This window comes from Leifsonia sp. NCR5 (assembly GCF_002105485.1).
GTDB lineage: Bacteria > Actinomycetota > Actinomycetes > Actinomycetales > Microbacteriaceae > Leifsonia.
Window position 1 is genome coordinate 24,225 of record NZ_NCSR01000008.1, and the last position, 14,721, is coordinate 38,945.

Annotated in this window: 10 protein-coding genes; 8 read left to right on the forward strand and 2 right to left on the reverse strand. The window is 69.3% G+C overall.

All coding sequences use genetic code 11. From position 1 onward, the window contains the following. Positions 1-69: 69 nt before the first annotated feature. The gene (locus tag B7438_RS08545; RefSeq protein ID WP_085369128.1) at positions 70-1,434 is read left to right on the forward strand and encodes a hypothetical protein; all 1,365 of its coding nucleotides are present in this window, start codon (positions 70-72) and stop codon (positions 1,432-1,434) included. A 6-nt stretch (positions 1,435-1,440) separates the two neighbouring features. Next, positions 1,441-2,922, forward strand: a complete 1,482-nt coding sequence (locus tag B7438_RS08550; RefSeq protein ID WP_085369129.1) for a DUF2142 domain-containing protein — start codon at positions 1,441-1,443, stop codon at positions 2,920-2,922. Between the two features lie 72 nt (positions 2,923-2,994). Here the strand turns inward: B7438_RS08550 and B7438_RS08555 are convergent, their stop codons facing one another. Continuing rightward, a complete protein-coding gene (locus B7438_RS08555) occupies positions 2,995-5,820 on the reverse strand; it encodes a glycosyltransferase (RefSeq protein ID WP_179150765.1) in 2,826 nt (941 codons plus the stop codon). Positions 5,821-6,003: 183 nt separating this feature from the next. Here B7438_RS08555 and B7438_RS08560 point away from each other — a divergent pair, with 183 nt between their 5' ends. From B7438_RS08560 to B7438_RS08585, 6 genes are all read left to right on the forward strand, one after another. Continuing rightward, positions 6,004-7,089, forward strand: coding sequence for a glycosyltransferase family 2 protein (locus B7438_RS08560; protein WP_256921934.1), 1,086 nt, complete (start codon positions 6,004-6,006; stop codon positions 7,087-7,089). Positions 7,090-7,262: 173 nt separating this feature from the next. After that, a complete protein-coding gene (locus B7438_RS08565; protein WP_085369132.1) occupies positions 7,263-8,660 on the forward strand; it encodes a glycosyltransferase family 4 protein in 1,398 nt (465 codons plus the stop codon). Positions 8,661-8,707: 47 nt separating this feature from the next. Beyond that, positions 8,708-9,604, forward strand: coding sequence for an ABC transporter permease (locus B7438_RS08570; RefSeq protein ID WP_085369133.1), 897 nt, complete (start codon positions 8,708-8,710; stop codon positions 9,602-9,604). Positions 9,605-9,606: 2 nt separating this feature from the next. Then, positions 9,607-10,866, forward strand: a complete 1,260-nt coding sequence (locus tag B7438_RS08575; RefSeq protein WP_085369134.1) for an ABC transporter ATP-binding protein — start codon at positions 9,607-9,609, stop codon at positions 10,864-10,866. A 33-nt stretch (positions 10,867-10,899) separates the two neighbouring features. After that, the gene (locus tag B7438_RS08580; RefSeq protein ID WP_085369135.1) at positions 10,900-11,742 is read left to right on the forward strand and encodes a glycosyltransferase family 2 protein; all 843 of its coding nucleotides are present in this window, start codon (positions 10,900-10,902) and stop codon (positions 11,740-11,742) included. Continuing rightward, entirely contained in the window at positions 11,724-12,542 is an 819-nt protein-coding gene (locus B7438_RS08585) for a hypothetical protein (RefSeq protein ID WP_085369136.1), read from the forward strand. The genes B7438_RS08580 and B7438_RS08585 overlap by 19 nt, the downstream gene beginning before the upstream one ends. Here the strand turns inward: B7438_RS08585 and B7438_RS08590 are convergent. Then, complete coding sequence (locus B7438_RS08590) at positions 12,529-14,616, reverse strand: cell wall-binding repeat-containing protein (RefSeq protein WP_143465748.1); 2,088 nt, start codon at positions 14,614-14,616, stop codon at positions 12,529-12,531. The two genes, B7438_RS08585 and B7438_RS08590, sit on opposite strands and share 14 nt — an antisense overlap. Between the last annotated feature and the right edge of the window lie 105 nt (positions 14,617-14,721).

The window sequence follows — 14,721 nt, forward strand, 5'->3', positions numbered from 1 at the left end:
GCCCCTCCCAGCGACCGATTGCTAAGCTGGCGCAGTTCGCCGCCCACGAGCGTAAGGCCTCACATCAGCATGGAAACCGAGTCGACAGCCCCCGAGGGGCGACGCGGCTTCTTCGCGCGCGTGTTCTCGCGGAGCGCCATCGCGCCCGCCGTGCTCATCATCGCGTCGCTGCTCGTCGGCATCGTGCAGGTGCCGGGCCACCGCGGCGTCTCCCCGGTCGACGAGTACGTCTACATCGACTACTTCGCCAAGATGGGGCACCAGCTCACCGTCAACCGCGGAGAGCCGACCGGCACGTACGCCCGCCAGCAGCTGGGCTGCCGCGGGCTGCGCCTGCTCGCCCCGAGTCCGGATGCGCGCTGCGACCTCTCCAACGCGAAGAACGCCGAGCTGTTCCCGTTCCACGGCGCCACCTCTGCGTACATCTACACCCCGCTGTACTTCGGCATCACGCGCATCCTGGCCGAGCCGCTGGTGTTCCTCGGCGTCGACCTGGTGGATGCCGGGCGGTTCGTCGGCGCGCTCTGGCTGGCCGCCGCCGCCCTGTTCCTCTATCTGGCGCTGCGGCGGCTGAAGGTGCATCCGGTGGCCGCGACCGGTGTCGGGCTGCTGATGATCGGCTCGCTGCCCGCGTACTGGTCGAACACGTATATCAGCACGGATGCAACCGCGCTGTTCGCCGGCGGCCTGATGCTGTACCTCGCCACCCTCGCGGACAGTCGACGTGGATACGTGTGGTTCGCCGCCGGCGCCGCGTTCGTCACCCTGCTGAAGGTGCAGAACCTCGCCGCCGTCGCCGCTGCCGTGTTCTTCCTGATCATCCGCGCCGGCATCGACGCGTACCGCACCCGCACATCCCGGGCAGGCTGGATCGGCCGCACGTTCGCCGACGGCCGGACCATCACGGGCATCGTCTCAGTGGTCGTCTCGATGGTCCTGCAGCTGGCCTGGACCGTCTACAGCTCGGTCTCCGCCGTCGGCCCTGCGCCCGACATGGGCAAGGTGCGACCGCTCGGGATCACGTCGCTGATCCTGCAATCCGGCCTCTTCATCGACGGATCGGCCCGCGGCGTCGGCGACACGACCACCTTCCTCAAGGGGCCCGGCCTCATCTCGAACTACGCGGTCGCCTGGGTCACCATCGCCGGCGTGATAGGCCTGCTGATGGTCGCGCGCTGGGGCGGCCGCCGTGCCGCCGTCGCGTGGGCCACGTTCGCCGCCGCCGTCATCTCGGCCCCGCTGCTGTCGATCGTGACGTATGCCGCCCTCGGCACATACCCCGATCCGCCGCCCGCGCGCTACGGCATCTCGCTCATCCCGTTCTTCCTCGCCTGCGCCGCCCTGCTGCTGGCGAAGCGTCCCGTTCCGCGCTGGATCATGGCGGGCGTCGGCGGCGTCGTCTTCATCGCCTCCCTCTTCATCCCGCAGGGCTGACCGGGGATGCGGTTTCCACTGAGACTGTTCGCCGCCGTCTTCTGCACCCTGTTCGTGCTGCTCACCGCGTGGTCGCTCGCGACGCCGATCTACGCCGTGCCGGACGAGGCGTCGCACACCGTCCGCGCCACGACGGCCGTGCGCGGCCAGATCGTGGGCGACGGGAAGTACTTCGACGCGCCCGCCTACCTCTACATCCCCGGCGCGGGCGGCTGCTTCGCCGGACAGCCGAGCGTCACGCCCGCGTGCGTCGGCAGCTCGGACGCCGCGCCGGGAGAGACGCGCCGCTCGATCAGCACGGCGTACACCAACAGCCCCGTCTACTACCTCGTGGTCGGCCTGCCGTCGCTGGTGTTCTCCGGCGAGGCGGCCATCCACGCCATGCGCATCTTCTCCGGGGCGGTCGTCGCAGCCCTGCTCGCGGTGCTCGCCGCGCTCGTCCGCACCTGGCCGGGCGCGCGCTGGTCGCTGCTGCTCCCGGTGGGCGCGCTCACCCCGATGGTGTTCTTCCTCGGCGGCGCGATCAACCCGAACGCCGTCGAAGCCGCTTCCGCCGCCGCCCTGCTCGTATCGCTGCTGACCATTGCCAGGCATCGGCCGACCGGGTGGCGGCTCTGGCTCTCCGGCGTGACCGCCGTGGTCTCCGCGGCACTCGTCACCGGCGGCCGCAGCCTCGGGATGCTGTGGCTCCTCCTCGTCGCCGTCTCCGTCGTGCTCGCCATGCGGAAGGTGGACTGGGAGTATCTGCTGCGCCGCGCATCCACCTGGGTCGTGCTCGCGCTGCTGGCGGTCGTGGGAGCCGGGCAGTTGTTCTGGTTCACGCGGCCGGAGAACCAGGTGAAGGCGCAGCTGGAGCCGACGCCCGGCAGCCTGTTCACCGTGGCGCAGACGATGATGGAGAACACGTTCTCGTACTGGAAGCAGATGATCGGGCTGTTCGGCACCGTGGATGTGTGGGCCCCGGATGCGGTGATCGTGATCTGGTTCGGCGTGCTCTCGCTGATCGTGCTGGTGCCCGTGGTGCTCGGGCGCGGACGTGAACGGTGGATCGCACTCGGCTTCGTCGGCGCGCTGCTCGTCATCCCGGTCGTCATCCAGGTGGCGCTCTGGCGTCAGGTCGGCGACGTCTGGCAGGGACGGTACATGCTCGCGATCGTACTGGTCCTGGCGATCTGGGGCGGCATGGCGCTCGACAGGGCAGAGGTCGGCGTCGGCTCGCGCAACACGGTCGCCGCGCTCCGCGCCGCCGCCGTCGTGCTCGCCGTCGGCCAGCTCGCCGCGTTCGCGTTCACGCTCCGCCGCTACGCCGCGGGCTCCACCTCGTGGACTGCCGCCTTCTTCAGCCCCACCTGGCAGCCCCCGGGCGGCGTCGTCCCGCTTACGCTCGCCGTCGTCCTCGCGCTCGCCTTCTTCACGGTCGGCACCTTCCGCGCCCTCCCCCACCTCCTGAAAATCGAGCCGGGAGTTGTGCACGCGACACGCCGGTAGCGGCCGTACATAAGTCCCGGCTCGATGGCTTGGGGACGCGAGGGTCGCGTCGGGGCCGGGGTCAGGGCCGTGTCAAGGGGCGATGGTGCGAGGCGCCGTGGAGGGGATGGCCTCGGCCTCCGGGTCGCAGAGGTAGTCGTAGAGGTGGTCGAGGGCGGCGTCCCAGTCGGAGTGGGCGGCGTCGATGGTGGCGACGCCCGCCGCCTGGATGGCGCGACGCTTCTGCGCATCCAGCACCAGCTCGTCGATCCCGGCGACCACGTCGTCGTAGGTCATCATCGTGGTGCGCGCGTTCTCGTCGGGGTGGAACAGCCAGCGGAACCAGTCGGAGTCCGGGGCGACCATCGCCACCCCGCTCGCCATCAGTTCGAGCGGCAGGTAGGACGGGTGCCGCGAGATCTGCATGGTGACGCCGATGTCCGTCTCGCGGTACAGACGGCCGGTGGCGCGGTAGTCGAGCAGGCCGAGGTCGATGAAGTCGGCGCTCGGCGGAAGGTACTTGGCGCCGGCCGCGATGATCCGCACGTGGTCGCCGTGCCTGCGCTTGATCTCACTGAGCGCCGCGAACACCAGCTCCCAGCAGTTGCGGAAGTGGTCGCGGGCGTAGGCGAAGATCGTCACCGGCTCCTCGTCGCCGCGCTCCCTGCGGCCGATGGGATGGTAGATTCCCCTGTCGACCGCCGGGGTGAAGTACGTGGCGGTACCGCCGTATCCCCCGGCGTAGATGTCGTGCATGCTCTCGGTGTTGCAGATGCCGTAGAGTCCGAGCTTGTACGTCTGCTCGGTCATCGCGAACATCGTGCTCGCCGGGTAGAACGACGGCTCGTAGTCCTGGATGAGGTAGAACTTGCGGGGTGTGCCCGGCGTCTTGGCCACATCCACCGCCGTCAGCCAGAACGTGGCGATGGCGACGTCGGCCGGAGGGACCTCGGCGATGCCGGCGTCGTCCCCGTAGTAGTGGCCGACCTCCGACCCGGCCAGACCGGGGAAGGCGGCGACGATGGCCGACTCGTAGAACTCGTTGTTCGGGTGGCCGTTGATCAGGAACCGGTTGACGACGCCGTGCTCTCGCGCGAGCTTGTCCGCGATGCGGAACGTGGTGTTGACCCCGCCGAAGAACGGCATGTCGAAACCGGGCAGCAGCCAGTTGATCGTGCGCACCTCGCGGCGGCCGGTGGTGGATGCGTGCGACTCGACGACGGCGGCGACCTCCTCCGCGGAGATGGTCGCGAGCGACATCAGCGCCGTCGCGTCCTCCGAGATGGTCGACTTCTGCGCGTCGGAGCGGTACTCGCGGCCGAGGCCGGCCATCGCCAGCTGCAGAGGCGACGGGTCGTCCGCCGCGGCGAACCGCGGCACCTCGGTGAGGCGGCACACGTTCGGCGAGACGTACGGGTCGCCCGCCGCGAGCCACGGGTGGTAGCGCCAGTAGCTCGCGAACGAGTCAGCGCGCGGGGCGTGAGCGCCCCGGGTCAGCGACTCGAAGTGCCGAACGGCGTCGAAGGGGATGACGACGTTGCGCCTTCCCCGGATGATCTGGTCCAGCCCGAGCACCACGTCGCTGCCGGTCAGCTGGAAGCGCTCGTCGAACCCGCCGACCTCGTCGAACAGCTCGCGGCGGATCGCGACGCAGGCCGCCGTGACGGCGAGCGTGTTCCTGTACCAGCGCACAGGGCCGAGCAGGCTGTCGTCGTCCGGGCTCATCCCGGCGAACAGGTTCGCAGCGAACCCGCCAGGGCCGATCATCACGCCGCCGTGCTGCACGAGGCCGTCGTCGTTCCTGTGCTGGTAGCCGACCGTGCCGACGCCCTCGCGGTGCAGCATCCCGACCAGCTCGCGCAGCCAGTCCGGGTCGACGATCTCGGTGTCGTCGTTGAGGAACACCAGCACGTCGCCGTCGGTGGCTGCCGCGGTGACGGTGTTCACGCGGGAGTAGTTGAACGGCTCCTCGTCCCACCAGACGTGGCGGACGGGGAGACCTGCGTCGAGCGCCGCGTACCAGGCCTCGTGCTCCTCGGTCTCTCCCCCGTTGTCGACGACCGTGACGTCGAAGGAGGGGTAGTCGGTGCCGGCCAGGCTGGGCAGCAGCCGGTCCAGGTTGGCGGTGGAGTGCTTCGTCGGGATGACGATGGACACGCTCGGCCAGGTCTCCAGCTCGAACGCGACGCGCACGATCCCGTTGCTCACCTGGGCGGTGGCCGCTTCGCCGCGCTCGCGCAGGGAGCGCTGCACCATCGCGGCGTCCTGCTCCGTCGCATCCCGGATCGGGGCGGCGGGCGTCGACAACAGGATGTGCGGGATGAGGCCGACGACAGCATCCGACAGCTCGGTGCCGAGCAGAAGCTTCCAGATGCCGTGGGAGTCGAGGGTGGCGCGTTCGTCGGCGGCGGCCGCTGCGGTGCGGATGGCGAAGGCCCTGCCGAGGTAGTTGACGCCGAGCATGATCTCCGGCGACCAGGCGGGGCGGAACCGCGGTGCGATGCGCTCGCCCGTGCTCGTGACCTGGTCGGTGTCGAAGGCGATCACCCGGCGCACAGGGTCGACCCTGTGCTCCTTCGCCACCTGCTCCAGCGCCGCCGGATCGAGCACGGAGCCGGCGGTGAGGAACATCGCGAACTGCTCCTCCGCCCCGGAGAGCACCTCGGCCAGCGGGGTGCCGGTGACGGCGACGACCGTTCTGGCCGTGACGGAGCGCTGCGCCGCGACGCTCGCGACGGTGGCGGCGACGGCGTCGCGCTCCCGATCGTCCGGATGCGCGGACGACTCGACCACCACGACGAACGTCGTCTCCTGGTGGTCGCTCGGCAGCGGTTCGAGGGCGGGCTGCTCTGCCCGCCACTCGGCGTAGTCGGCGAGCCCCGGCCCCTCGTGGACCTGCTCGGGCTCCTGCGTGTGCAAGGTGTCCCGGAAGCTGCGGGCCGCGCCACGGGTTGCGCGGAGAACTCGACGGGGGGCTGACTCGGGCGGAAGCATCGATCGGAACGCGCGTCCGGCACTGTCCTTCCAGGGGTTCATCCGGGCAAGTCTAGCGGCGGAGTGGTTGTCGCCGGTCATCTAGACTGTGCGGCGAGGAGGCAGCGAGTGAAGTTGGCGATGACCATGATGGTGCGCGACGAAGTCGACATCGTCGGTGCGATGCTCGATCACCACCTCCGGCAGGGCGTCGACGTGATCATCGTGACCGACAACGGCTCCGTCGACGGCACGTACGAGCTGCTGCAGGGCTATGCGGAGCGCGGCGTCGTCGACCTGCGCAGCGATCCCGTGCACCAGAAGCAGCAGGGCGTCACCGTCACCCGGATGGCGCGCGAGGCGAAGACCGTGCACGGCGCAGACTGGGTCATCAACGCGGACGCCGACGAGTTCTGGCTGCCTGCCCGCCCCGGCATCACGCTGAAAGAGGCGTTCGAGAACATCCCGGTGAGCATCCAGGCGTTCGACGTGCCCGTGCACGACATGATCGGGCCGGCGGCCATCGCCGGTTCCGGCCTGCAGCGGCTCGCCTACCGCGACCTGCGGTCGGTGGATGCGCTGCACCGCGTCGGCCTCAAGGCGCACGCCACCCACGACGCCGCCCACATCGGAGACGCGGAGGTCGAGGTGGTGCAGGGCAACCACTTCGTCAGCCTGGAGAACCGCGGCCCGGTGCCGGAGGGCTTCGAGGTCGAGGTGCTGCACTTCCCCTGGCGCTCCTGGGAGCAGTACAGCAGGAAGGTGCGCAACGCCGGCAGCGCGTACGAGAACTCACCGGACCTCACCCCCAGCCCCAACCACCACGGGATGCGCGACTACCGCCGCCTGCTCGACGGCGTCCTCTTCCCCCTCTATCTTTGCCGCCACCCGGACGATGCAGAACTGTCCGAGGGGATCGCCTCCGGAGAGTACGTGCCCGACCGCAGGATCGCGGACACCGTCCCCTCCCCCGTCGCCGACGTCCCGGTCGACGAGGAGTCCGTCTCCGAGGCGCGCGCGATCGGTCTCGCCATCGCGGACCTCGACAGGCGCGTCGCCGCCGCGGACGCCCAGGCGACGGGCCTGGAGCGTGAGGTCGACGAGCTGAAGGCGGAGAACCAGGGTCTGCGAGAGTTCATAGACCGCCTCACCTCCCGCCGCATCGTGCGGATGGCGGACGGCGCCGCCAGACTGCTGGGCCGCGGCCGCCGCTGAGCGACGAGGGAGCCGAGACCGGGCACCTCCTGGTCACACCGATCTCCCCGATTGCAGTGGTAGCCTGCCGACGGCTTTTCGTGCTGGGCGTGCCCGACGCGGGCGAGAAGCACGTCAGCAGACGCCAGAATGCCCTGGCGCACCCACACGTGCAAGCAGGAGACTCTTATTCCATGACGTCCACACCGTCGCAAATCGACACCGCAGCAGGGGGCGCGGAGACCAAGCGCCGCATCCTGGTCGTCACTCCGGACACCCTCGGTGAGCTGATGGCCGGGCCGGCGATCCGCGCCTGGGAGATCGCGAAGGCGCTCTCCGAGTTCGCCGACGTGCGCCTCGTCTCCACGAACAGGGCCGAGATCAGCTCCGACGCCTTCCCCGTGCACTTCGCAGACGACGCGGGGCTGCACGAGCACGTGGACTGGGCAGAGGTGCTGGTGTTCCAGGGGCACATCCTGCGCACCCACCAGTGGATCAAAGACACCGAGACGATCATCGTGGCCGACATCTACGACCCGATGCACCTGGAGCAGCTCGAGCAGGGCAAAGACCTGGGGCCCGCCGACAGGCTCGCCGTCGCCATCGACACCGTCGAGGTGCTGAACGACCAGCTGGAACGCGCGGACTTCATGGTCTGCGCCTCCGAGAAGCAGCGCGACTTCTGGCTCGGCCAGCTCGCCGGGCTCGCCAGGATCAACCCGGCCACGTACGACAGGGACCCGAGCCTGCGCTCGCTGCTCGATGTCGCACCGTTCGGCGTCGAGAACGACGCCCCCGTGCAGCGCGCCCACGGCATCAAGGGCACCGTCCCCGGCATCGGGCCCGACGACAAGGTCATCATCTGGGGCGGCGGCATCTACAACTGGTTCGACCCGCTGACCCTCATCGAGGCCGTCGCCATCGCGGCGAAGGCCCACCCCGACCTGCGCCTCTACTTCCTCGGCGCGAGCCACCCCAACCCGAACATCCCGACCATGCGGATGGCCGTCGAGGCCCGCAAGCGCGCGGAAGACCTGGGACTCACCGGCAGCGTCGTGTTCTTCAACGACTCCTGGGTGCCGTACACCGAGCGTGCCGACTTCCTGCTCGACGCCGACCTCGGCGTGAGCACCCACTACGACCACCTCGAGACGGCGTTCAGCTTCCGCACGCGCATCCTGGACTACCTGTGGGCGTCGCTGCCGATCGTCAGCACGGACGGAGACACCTTCGCCGAGCTCATCCGCGACAACGAGCTGGGCCGCGTCGTGCCGCCGGAAGACGTGGATGCGCTGGCCACCGCCATCGAGGAGCTCCTCTTCGACGCCGACGAGCGCACCCGCATCGCCGGGAACGTCGAGCGCTTCGCCGCCGGGATGACCTGGGCCACCTCGCTCACGCCGCTCATCGAGTTCTGCAAGAACCCGACGCCGGCTCCCGACCGCGTCCGGGGCATCGTCTCCGAGCGCACCAGGATCAACAACGACCTGCACAAGCGCATCGCCGGACTCGAGAACAGCTCGTCCTGGCGGCTCACCCGGCCGCTGCGCGCGGTGATGGAACGACTGCCCGGCCGACGCTCCGAGCTATAATCCATCGAGCGCGCGACACCGATACCCCGACACAGATTGACGACTGAATGACTGCACAGGATCGATACCTTGCGCTCTCCCAAGAGCGGATGGTGACGGTCGGAGGCGACAGCAAAGCCGGATCGTGGCACTCGCTGCGCGAGATCTTCCGCCACCGCGAGCTCCTCTCCCTCCTCGTCCGCCGCGACCTGAAGTCGCGTTACAAAGACAGCGTGCTCGGCTTCGTCTGGACGCTCGTGCGCCCGCTGACGCAGCTGCTCATCTACGCGATCGTCATCGGACAGGTGCTCGGCGCCGCCAGGAACATCCCGGACTTCGCCATCTACGTCTTCACGGGCCTGACGGCTTACTCGCTGTTCTCCGACATCATCAGCGGCACGACAGCATCCATCGTCGGCAACTCCGGGCTGATCAAGAAGATCTACCTGCCGCGCGAGATCTTCCCGCTGGCGAGCGTCGGCTCCGCCATCTTCAACTTCCTGATCCAGTTCGTGATCCTGCTGGTTGCGACCATCGTGATCGGCAAGCCGCCGCTGCACGCCGAGACGTGGTACCTCATCCCGTCGGTGCTCCTGCTGCTGGTGTTCGGCACGGCGTTCGGCCTGCTGCTCTCCGCGATCAACGTGTACCTGCGCGACGTGCAGTACCTCGTCGAGGTCGTGCTGCTGCTCCTGCTCTGGGCGTCGCCGATCGTCTACTCCTGGACGATGGTGCGGGATGCGCTCGGGCACTCGCTCGCGCTCGACATCTACACGGACAACCCGGTGACCCTCGCCGTGCTCGGCTTCCAGAAGGCCATGTGGGTCGGCGGCCAGGGCGTCGCCGAGTACCCCGACTTCCTGCTGCTGCGCATGGGCATCGCCTTCGTGATCGGCATCGTCCTTCTCCTCGGCTTCCAGCGGGTCTTCTCGCGGCTGCAGGGCAACTTCGCGCAGGTGGTGTGACGATGACGACCAACATCACGCAGAGCAACACGGCGACCGGTGCGGAGGGCGAGGCCCCCGAGGTCGTTCGCGTCGCCGACGTCTCCAAGCGCTTCGTCATCCGCAAGGACAACTCCCTCAAGGAGCGGCTGGTGGCGTTCGGCCGCGGCCGCCAGCACCGCGAGGAGTTCTGGGCGCTCAAAGACGTCAACCTCACCATGCGCGCGGGAACGACCGTGGCGCTGATCGGCCACAACGGCTCCGGCAAGTCCACCCTGCTCAAGGTCATCGGCGGCATCATCGACCCGACCTCCGGCAGCGTCTCCCGCCGCGGGCGCATCGCCGCCCTGCTCGAACTCGGCGCCGGGTTCCACCCCGACCTCACCGGGCGCGAGAACGTCTACCTCAACGCCTCCATCCTCGGCCTCAGCCGGGAGCAGACCGAGGAGCGCTTCGACGAGATCCTGAGCTTCTCCGGCATCGGCGACTTCATCGACACGCAGGTCAAGTTCTACTCGTCCGGCATGTACGTGCGCCTGGCGTTCGCCGTCGCCGTGCACACCGACCCCGACCTGCTGCTGGTGGACGAGGTCCTGGCGGTCGGCGACGAGGCGTTCCAGCGCAAGTGCCTGGACAAGATCCGCTCGTTCCAGGAGGAGGGGCGCACGATCATCCTCGTGACGCACAACCTCAACCAGGTGACGGAGCTGGCTGACAGGGCCGTGCTGCTCAACCGCGGCCAGGTCGTCTTCGACGGCGACCCGGGCGATGCCGTCACAGAGTTCAGGAACATCCTGGAGGACCGCCGCGTCGTCGAGGCCGAGGCAGAGGCCGCCGTGCAGGCGAACAAGCACCCCGGCGTCACCGTCGAGCACGGCCGCGTCGTGGACGCCCGCGTGTTCGCCGTCGGCCGCGAACCCGGCGAGCCCGTCCAGCCGGGCGACGACGTGCGCATCGAGGTCACCCTGGAGCACGACACCGGCATCGACGACTGGATGTGCGCCATCCAGATCGACAACACGATGGGCCAGGCGGTCTACGGCACCACCACCGCCCGCATCGGCGCGGACCTGTCCAGGCTCAAGGAGCGCCGCACCGTCGGCATCGTGCTCAAGGACGCCCAGTTCGGCGCAGGCAAGTACTTCGTCAACGCCTCCCTCATGGACAGCGCGGGCCGTCACCTCTCCGACATGCCGCAGGCGTGCTCGTTCGACGTGCCGTACTACCCGCTCGCGGTGGGTGTCATCCACGCGGTCCCGGAGGTCATCGACCTCTCCTCCTGACCACCCGCCAGTAGGCCGCACAAGAAAGCACGCATGACTCCTTCCGTTCTCGTCGTCACGGTGACGTACAACTCGACCGAGGCCATGCGCCCGTTCCTGTCGTCGCTGCCGTCGGCAGGCTCGAGCGTCGTCGAGGTCATCGTGGTCGACAACGCGTCCGACGGCGCTGCGGAGACGGGCGAGCTGGTGCGCGCGGCCGGGTACACGTTCGTGGAGCTGCCGAAGAACGAGGGATACGGCGGTGGCGTGCGTGCCGCCGTCGACGCCGCGACCTCGGACCCCGACCTGATCCTGGTCGCGAACCCGGATGTGATCTTCCAGCCCGGCGCGATCGACGTGCTCGCCTCCGCGGCGGAGGAGCTGCCGGGCGCCGGCTCGTTCGGCCCCAAGATCCTGGATGCGGACGGCACCGTCTACCCGTCGGCCCGCCGCCTCCCCTCCCTGCGCACCGGCGTCGCCCACGCGCTCTTCGGGCGCATCTGGCCCACCAACCCATGGACGGTGCGCTACCGCGCAGAGCGCGAGACGGAGTCCCGCAGGGCGGCCGGCTGGCTCTCCGGCGCGTGCGTGCTGGTGCGCGCAGAGGCGTACCGAGAGCTGGGCGGCTTCGACCCCGGATACTTCATGTACTTCGAAGACGTGGACCTGGGCGCCAGGCTCGGGCAAGCGGGCTGGCGCAACATGTACATCCCGGAGGCCGTCGTCACGCACACCGGCGCCCACTCCACGTCGCGCGACGCGCACACGATGGAGAAGGCCCACCACGACAGCGCATACCGGTATCTGTCGCGCAAGTACGCTGGCTGGTACTTCGCCCCGCTGCGTCTCGCCGTCCGCTTCGGCCTGTGGGGCCGCCTGTGGTGGGTCTCGCGGTGAGTGCGTCGTCGTTCGCGCGCCGCGCCGTGTCCGCCGCGCGCTGGCGCTGGGCGATGGCCCGCTACCGCTCCGGCCTGTTCCGCCCGCAGCGCCTGCACGGCGCAGCGGAGGGCGGCGAGGTCGCGATCATCATCTGCCTCTGGAACCGCCGTGAGCGCATCGACGCGATCCTCACCCAGCTGGATGCGCAGCAGGGCACGCGCATCCGGTTGCTGTTCTGGAACAACCGCCCTGCCGACGCCGCGTACTACCGCGAGCGCATCGCCGCGTACCGCCCGCACGGCGCTCTCGCCGAGGTGAGCATGTTCACCAGCAGGGTGAACGTGGGCGGCCTCGGCCGCTTCTTCGTGGCGCGCAAGCTCTACGTCGACGGCTACCGCGGCGCCTTCCTGATGCTCGACGACGACCAGGACGTGAGCGACCACCTGGTCACCGACCTGCTTGCCGCGTCCGGTCCGCACACCATCGCCGGGTTCTGGGCCTGGACGATGGACGGGGACTACTGGGCCCGCAGGCCGGCAGCGCCGGGCGACCGGGTCAGCTACGTGGGCACCGGCGGCTGCGCGTGCGACATCGACATCGTCAGTGACCTGTCGTTCTTCACCGAACTCCCGCGCTACTTCGCGTTCCTCGAAGACGTGTGGATGTGCGGCTACGCCCGCAAGCGCGGCTGGCGCCTGCGCAAGGTCGACACCCCGATCGAGTTCGTCCTCGACGAGACCAACCAGCACCACTCGCTGGCCGAGCTCAAGGCGGAGTTCTACCGCTACCTGCAGCTGGACGACGTCAGCACGGCTTGAACGCCACGGCGTCCGCCGACAGCACGGCCGGCCCTCCGATGAAGACCACCTTCGTCGCCTTCATCTTCGCGATGTCGTTGCCGATCGAGCGGGGGACGCACCAGCCGGGCGTGACGAACAATGGGCCTCTGGTCGCGCCGGCGAGGGTGGAGCCGGAGAGTGCATCCGGGAAGGTCGTGCCCGCCGCGATGTAGACCGTGGACGCGGTCGGGAACTTCGACGCGTTGATCAGGTGACTCGTCTCGAACCTGTCGCTTCCGCCGATCCGCGTCGCGGTCACTCCGACGTTCTTCAGCGCCGTCTCGTAGCCGTTCCCGACGGCGCTCGGGCCGCCGATGATCGTGGCCGTCTTGACGGCCGAGGCGGCGAGGTACGACGCCGTCGGCGCATCCAGGGCAGCAGAGCCGGTGACCAGCAGCATGGGCTGCGCGGCGACGCCGGCTGCTGCCGCGGCGGAGAGCGCGTCCGGGAAGTTGACGCCCGAGGCGAAGTACGCGCCGGTCGCTGCCGGGAAGGCGTACTTCGCGAGCTGTCTGGAGGTCTCGAAGCGGTCGTAGCCCGCGACCCGCACGGTGTTGGGCTGGACGGTGCGCAGCGTCGCCAGTACGCCGTCTCCGATGGCTGCGGCCCCGCCGACCACCACGATCTTCTTCGGCGCGAGCCGCTTCAGCTCGGCGAGCACGGAGGAGGGGACGAAGCCGACGTTCGCGAGCAGCAGCGGTCCCTTCTGGGCGGCGGCCGCCGGTCCTGCGCTGATCGCGTCGGCGAAGTTCGCGCCGGACGCGATGTACGCCACAGGAACGCCCGCTGCCGGGTACGCGGCCTTGGACACGGCCACCGAGGTGTCGAACCGGTCTGCGCCCTGCACCCTGCCCGCCGTCGGGCTGCCGTTGATGCCGGAGGAGAACAGCACGGTCCTGCAGCCGAACGCCGCGTTCCCCGCCGTGTTTCCCGGTGCCGCGATGGCGGTGATGCACGCGGAGTACTGGCCGTCGCCCGAGCGCGGGATGCTCGCGCTGAACCCGTGGTTGGCGCCGGCCGCCGGGAAGGCGTTGCCCACGTCCGGCCTGGACGCTGACGCAGCCACCGTCTGCGTGCTGACGCCGGACGGGGTGTTCCAGGTGATCTGCACGCTCACCACCGAGGTCGCGAGCGTGAGGTCGATCGCCCATCCCGCGACCGAGAACGACGACGCGGTGAGCGTGGCCGACTCGTAGTTGCCGGTCGGCGGGACGCCACCGGAGGTGGGCCCGAACCAGTCCGTGTACTGCACCCAGAAGTTGCGGTTGCCGTATGCGGAGCAGCCGTCGCCCGTGCCGTACAGGTTGGCGAGTGCCGCGGCGTTCGGCTGGTACGGCGTGTAGTAGTAGAGCGCGGCGGTGGCCTTGTTCTGGATCAGCACGTTGCCGGCGCCGCACGCGGCACTGGGGCTCCAGCGGATGGCGCTGACCTGTCCGACCGGGAACCAGGTGAACGAGTTGTTGGTCCCCGGCGGGTTGCCGTAGCGCTTGTACTGCCACGCCGCCATGTACACCTGGTTGTAGAAGCCGAAATACTGCGAGTCGCACGCCGCGGTGTCCGGGCAGGCGTACCCGGTGGCCTTGTTGTACTGTCCCGTGGTCGGCCAGGTGTCCTTGACCAGCCCCTGCTCCTTCTGCAGGAGCACGAGCAGCACCTTCTGGCTGATCCCGCACGCGGCTCCGACCTTGGCGATGATCGTCGCCGAGGTCTCGTTGGCGCCTCCGGTGTATGCCGCGCACATGGCGTCTCCGGCCCGGGAGAACGTGCTCTGGCGGTAGTCCTTGAGGCAGGTGTATCCGGCGCGGCAGGTGGAGACCTGGGTGTTCAGGAACGCCTGGATGGCGCCGGCGTCGAGCGCCGAGCCGTTGTAGAAGTTGTAGTCGCTGATGATGTTGCCCGGATCGAACCCGGAGGCGACCGCCGTCTTCACCGGGCCGAGGACCCCGGCGGCCGGTCGGGATGCGGACACCGTTGCGGATGCGGACACCGGCTCCTGGGCCTGCGCAGGCGCGCCGAGAATCGCGCCTCCGAGCGTCACGGCGATGGTCGTCATGAGCGCTGCGAGAAGGCGCGCGCGAGCGTGGCGGGTCAACACATCGTCGAGCCTAGCCAGGATACGCAGCGTTTGGGCCCTCTGACGCAAAGGAATTGCATGCAA

Bases quoted from the DNA above. Each gene is read 5' to 3' on its own strand.
- B7438_RS08545 (WP_085369128.1), top strand. From the start codon at position 70: ATGGAAACCGAGTCGACAGCCCCCGAGGGGCGACGCGGCTTCTTCGCG.
- B7438_RS08550 (WP_085369129.1), top strand. From the start codon at position 1,441: ATGCGGTTTCCACTGAGACTGTTCGCCGCCGTCTTCTGCACCCTGTTC.
- B7438_RS08565 (WP_085369132.1), top strand. From the start codon at position 7,263: ATGACGTCCACACCGTCGCAAATCGACACCGCAGCAGGGGGCGCGGAG.
- B7438_RS08570 (WP_085369133.1), top strand. From the start codon at position 8,708: ATGACTGCACAGGATCGATACCTTGCGCTCTCCCAAGAGCGGATGGTG.
- B7438_RS08575 (WP_085369134.1), top strand. From the start codon at position 9,607: ATGACGACCAACATCACGCAGAGCAACACGGCGACCGGTGCGGAGGGC.
- B7438_RS08580 (WP_085369135.1), top strand. From the start codon at position 10,900: ATGACTCCTTCCGTTCTCGTCGTCACGGTGACGTACAACTCGACCGAG.
- B7438_RS08590 (WP_143465748.1), bottom strand. From the start codon at position 14,616: ATGACGACCATCGCCGTGACGCTCGGAGGCGCGATTCTCGGCGCGCCT.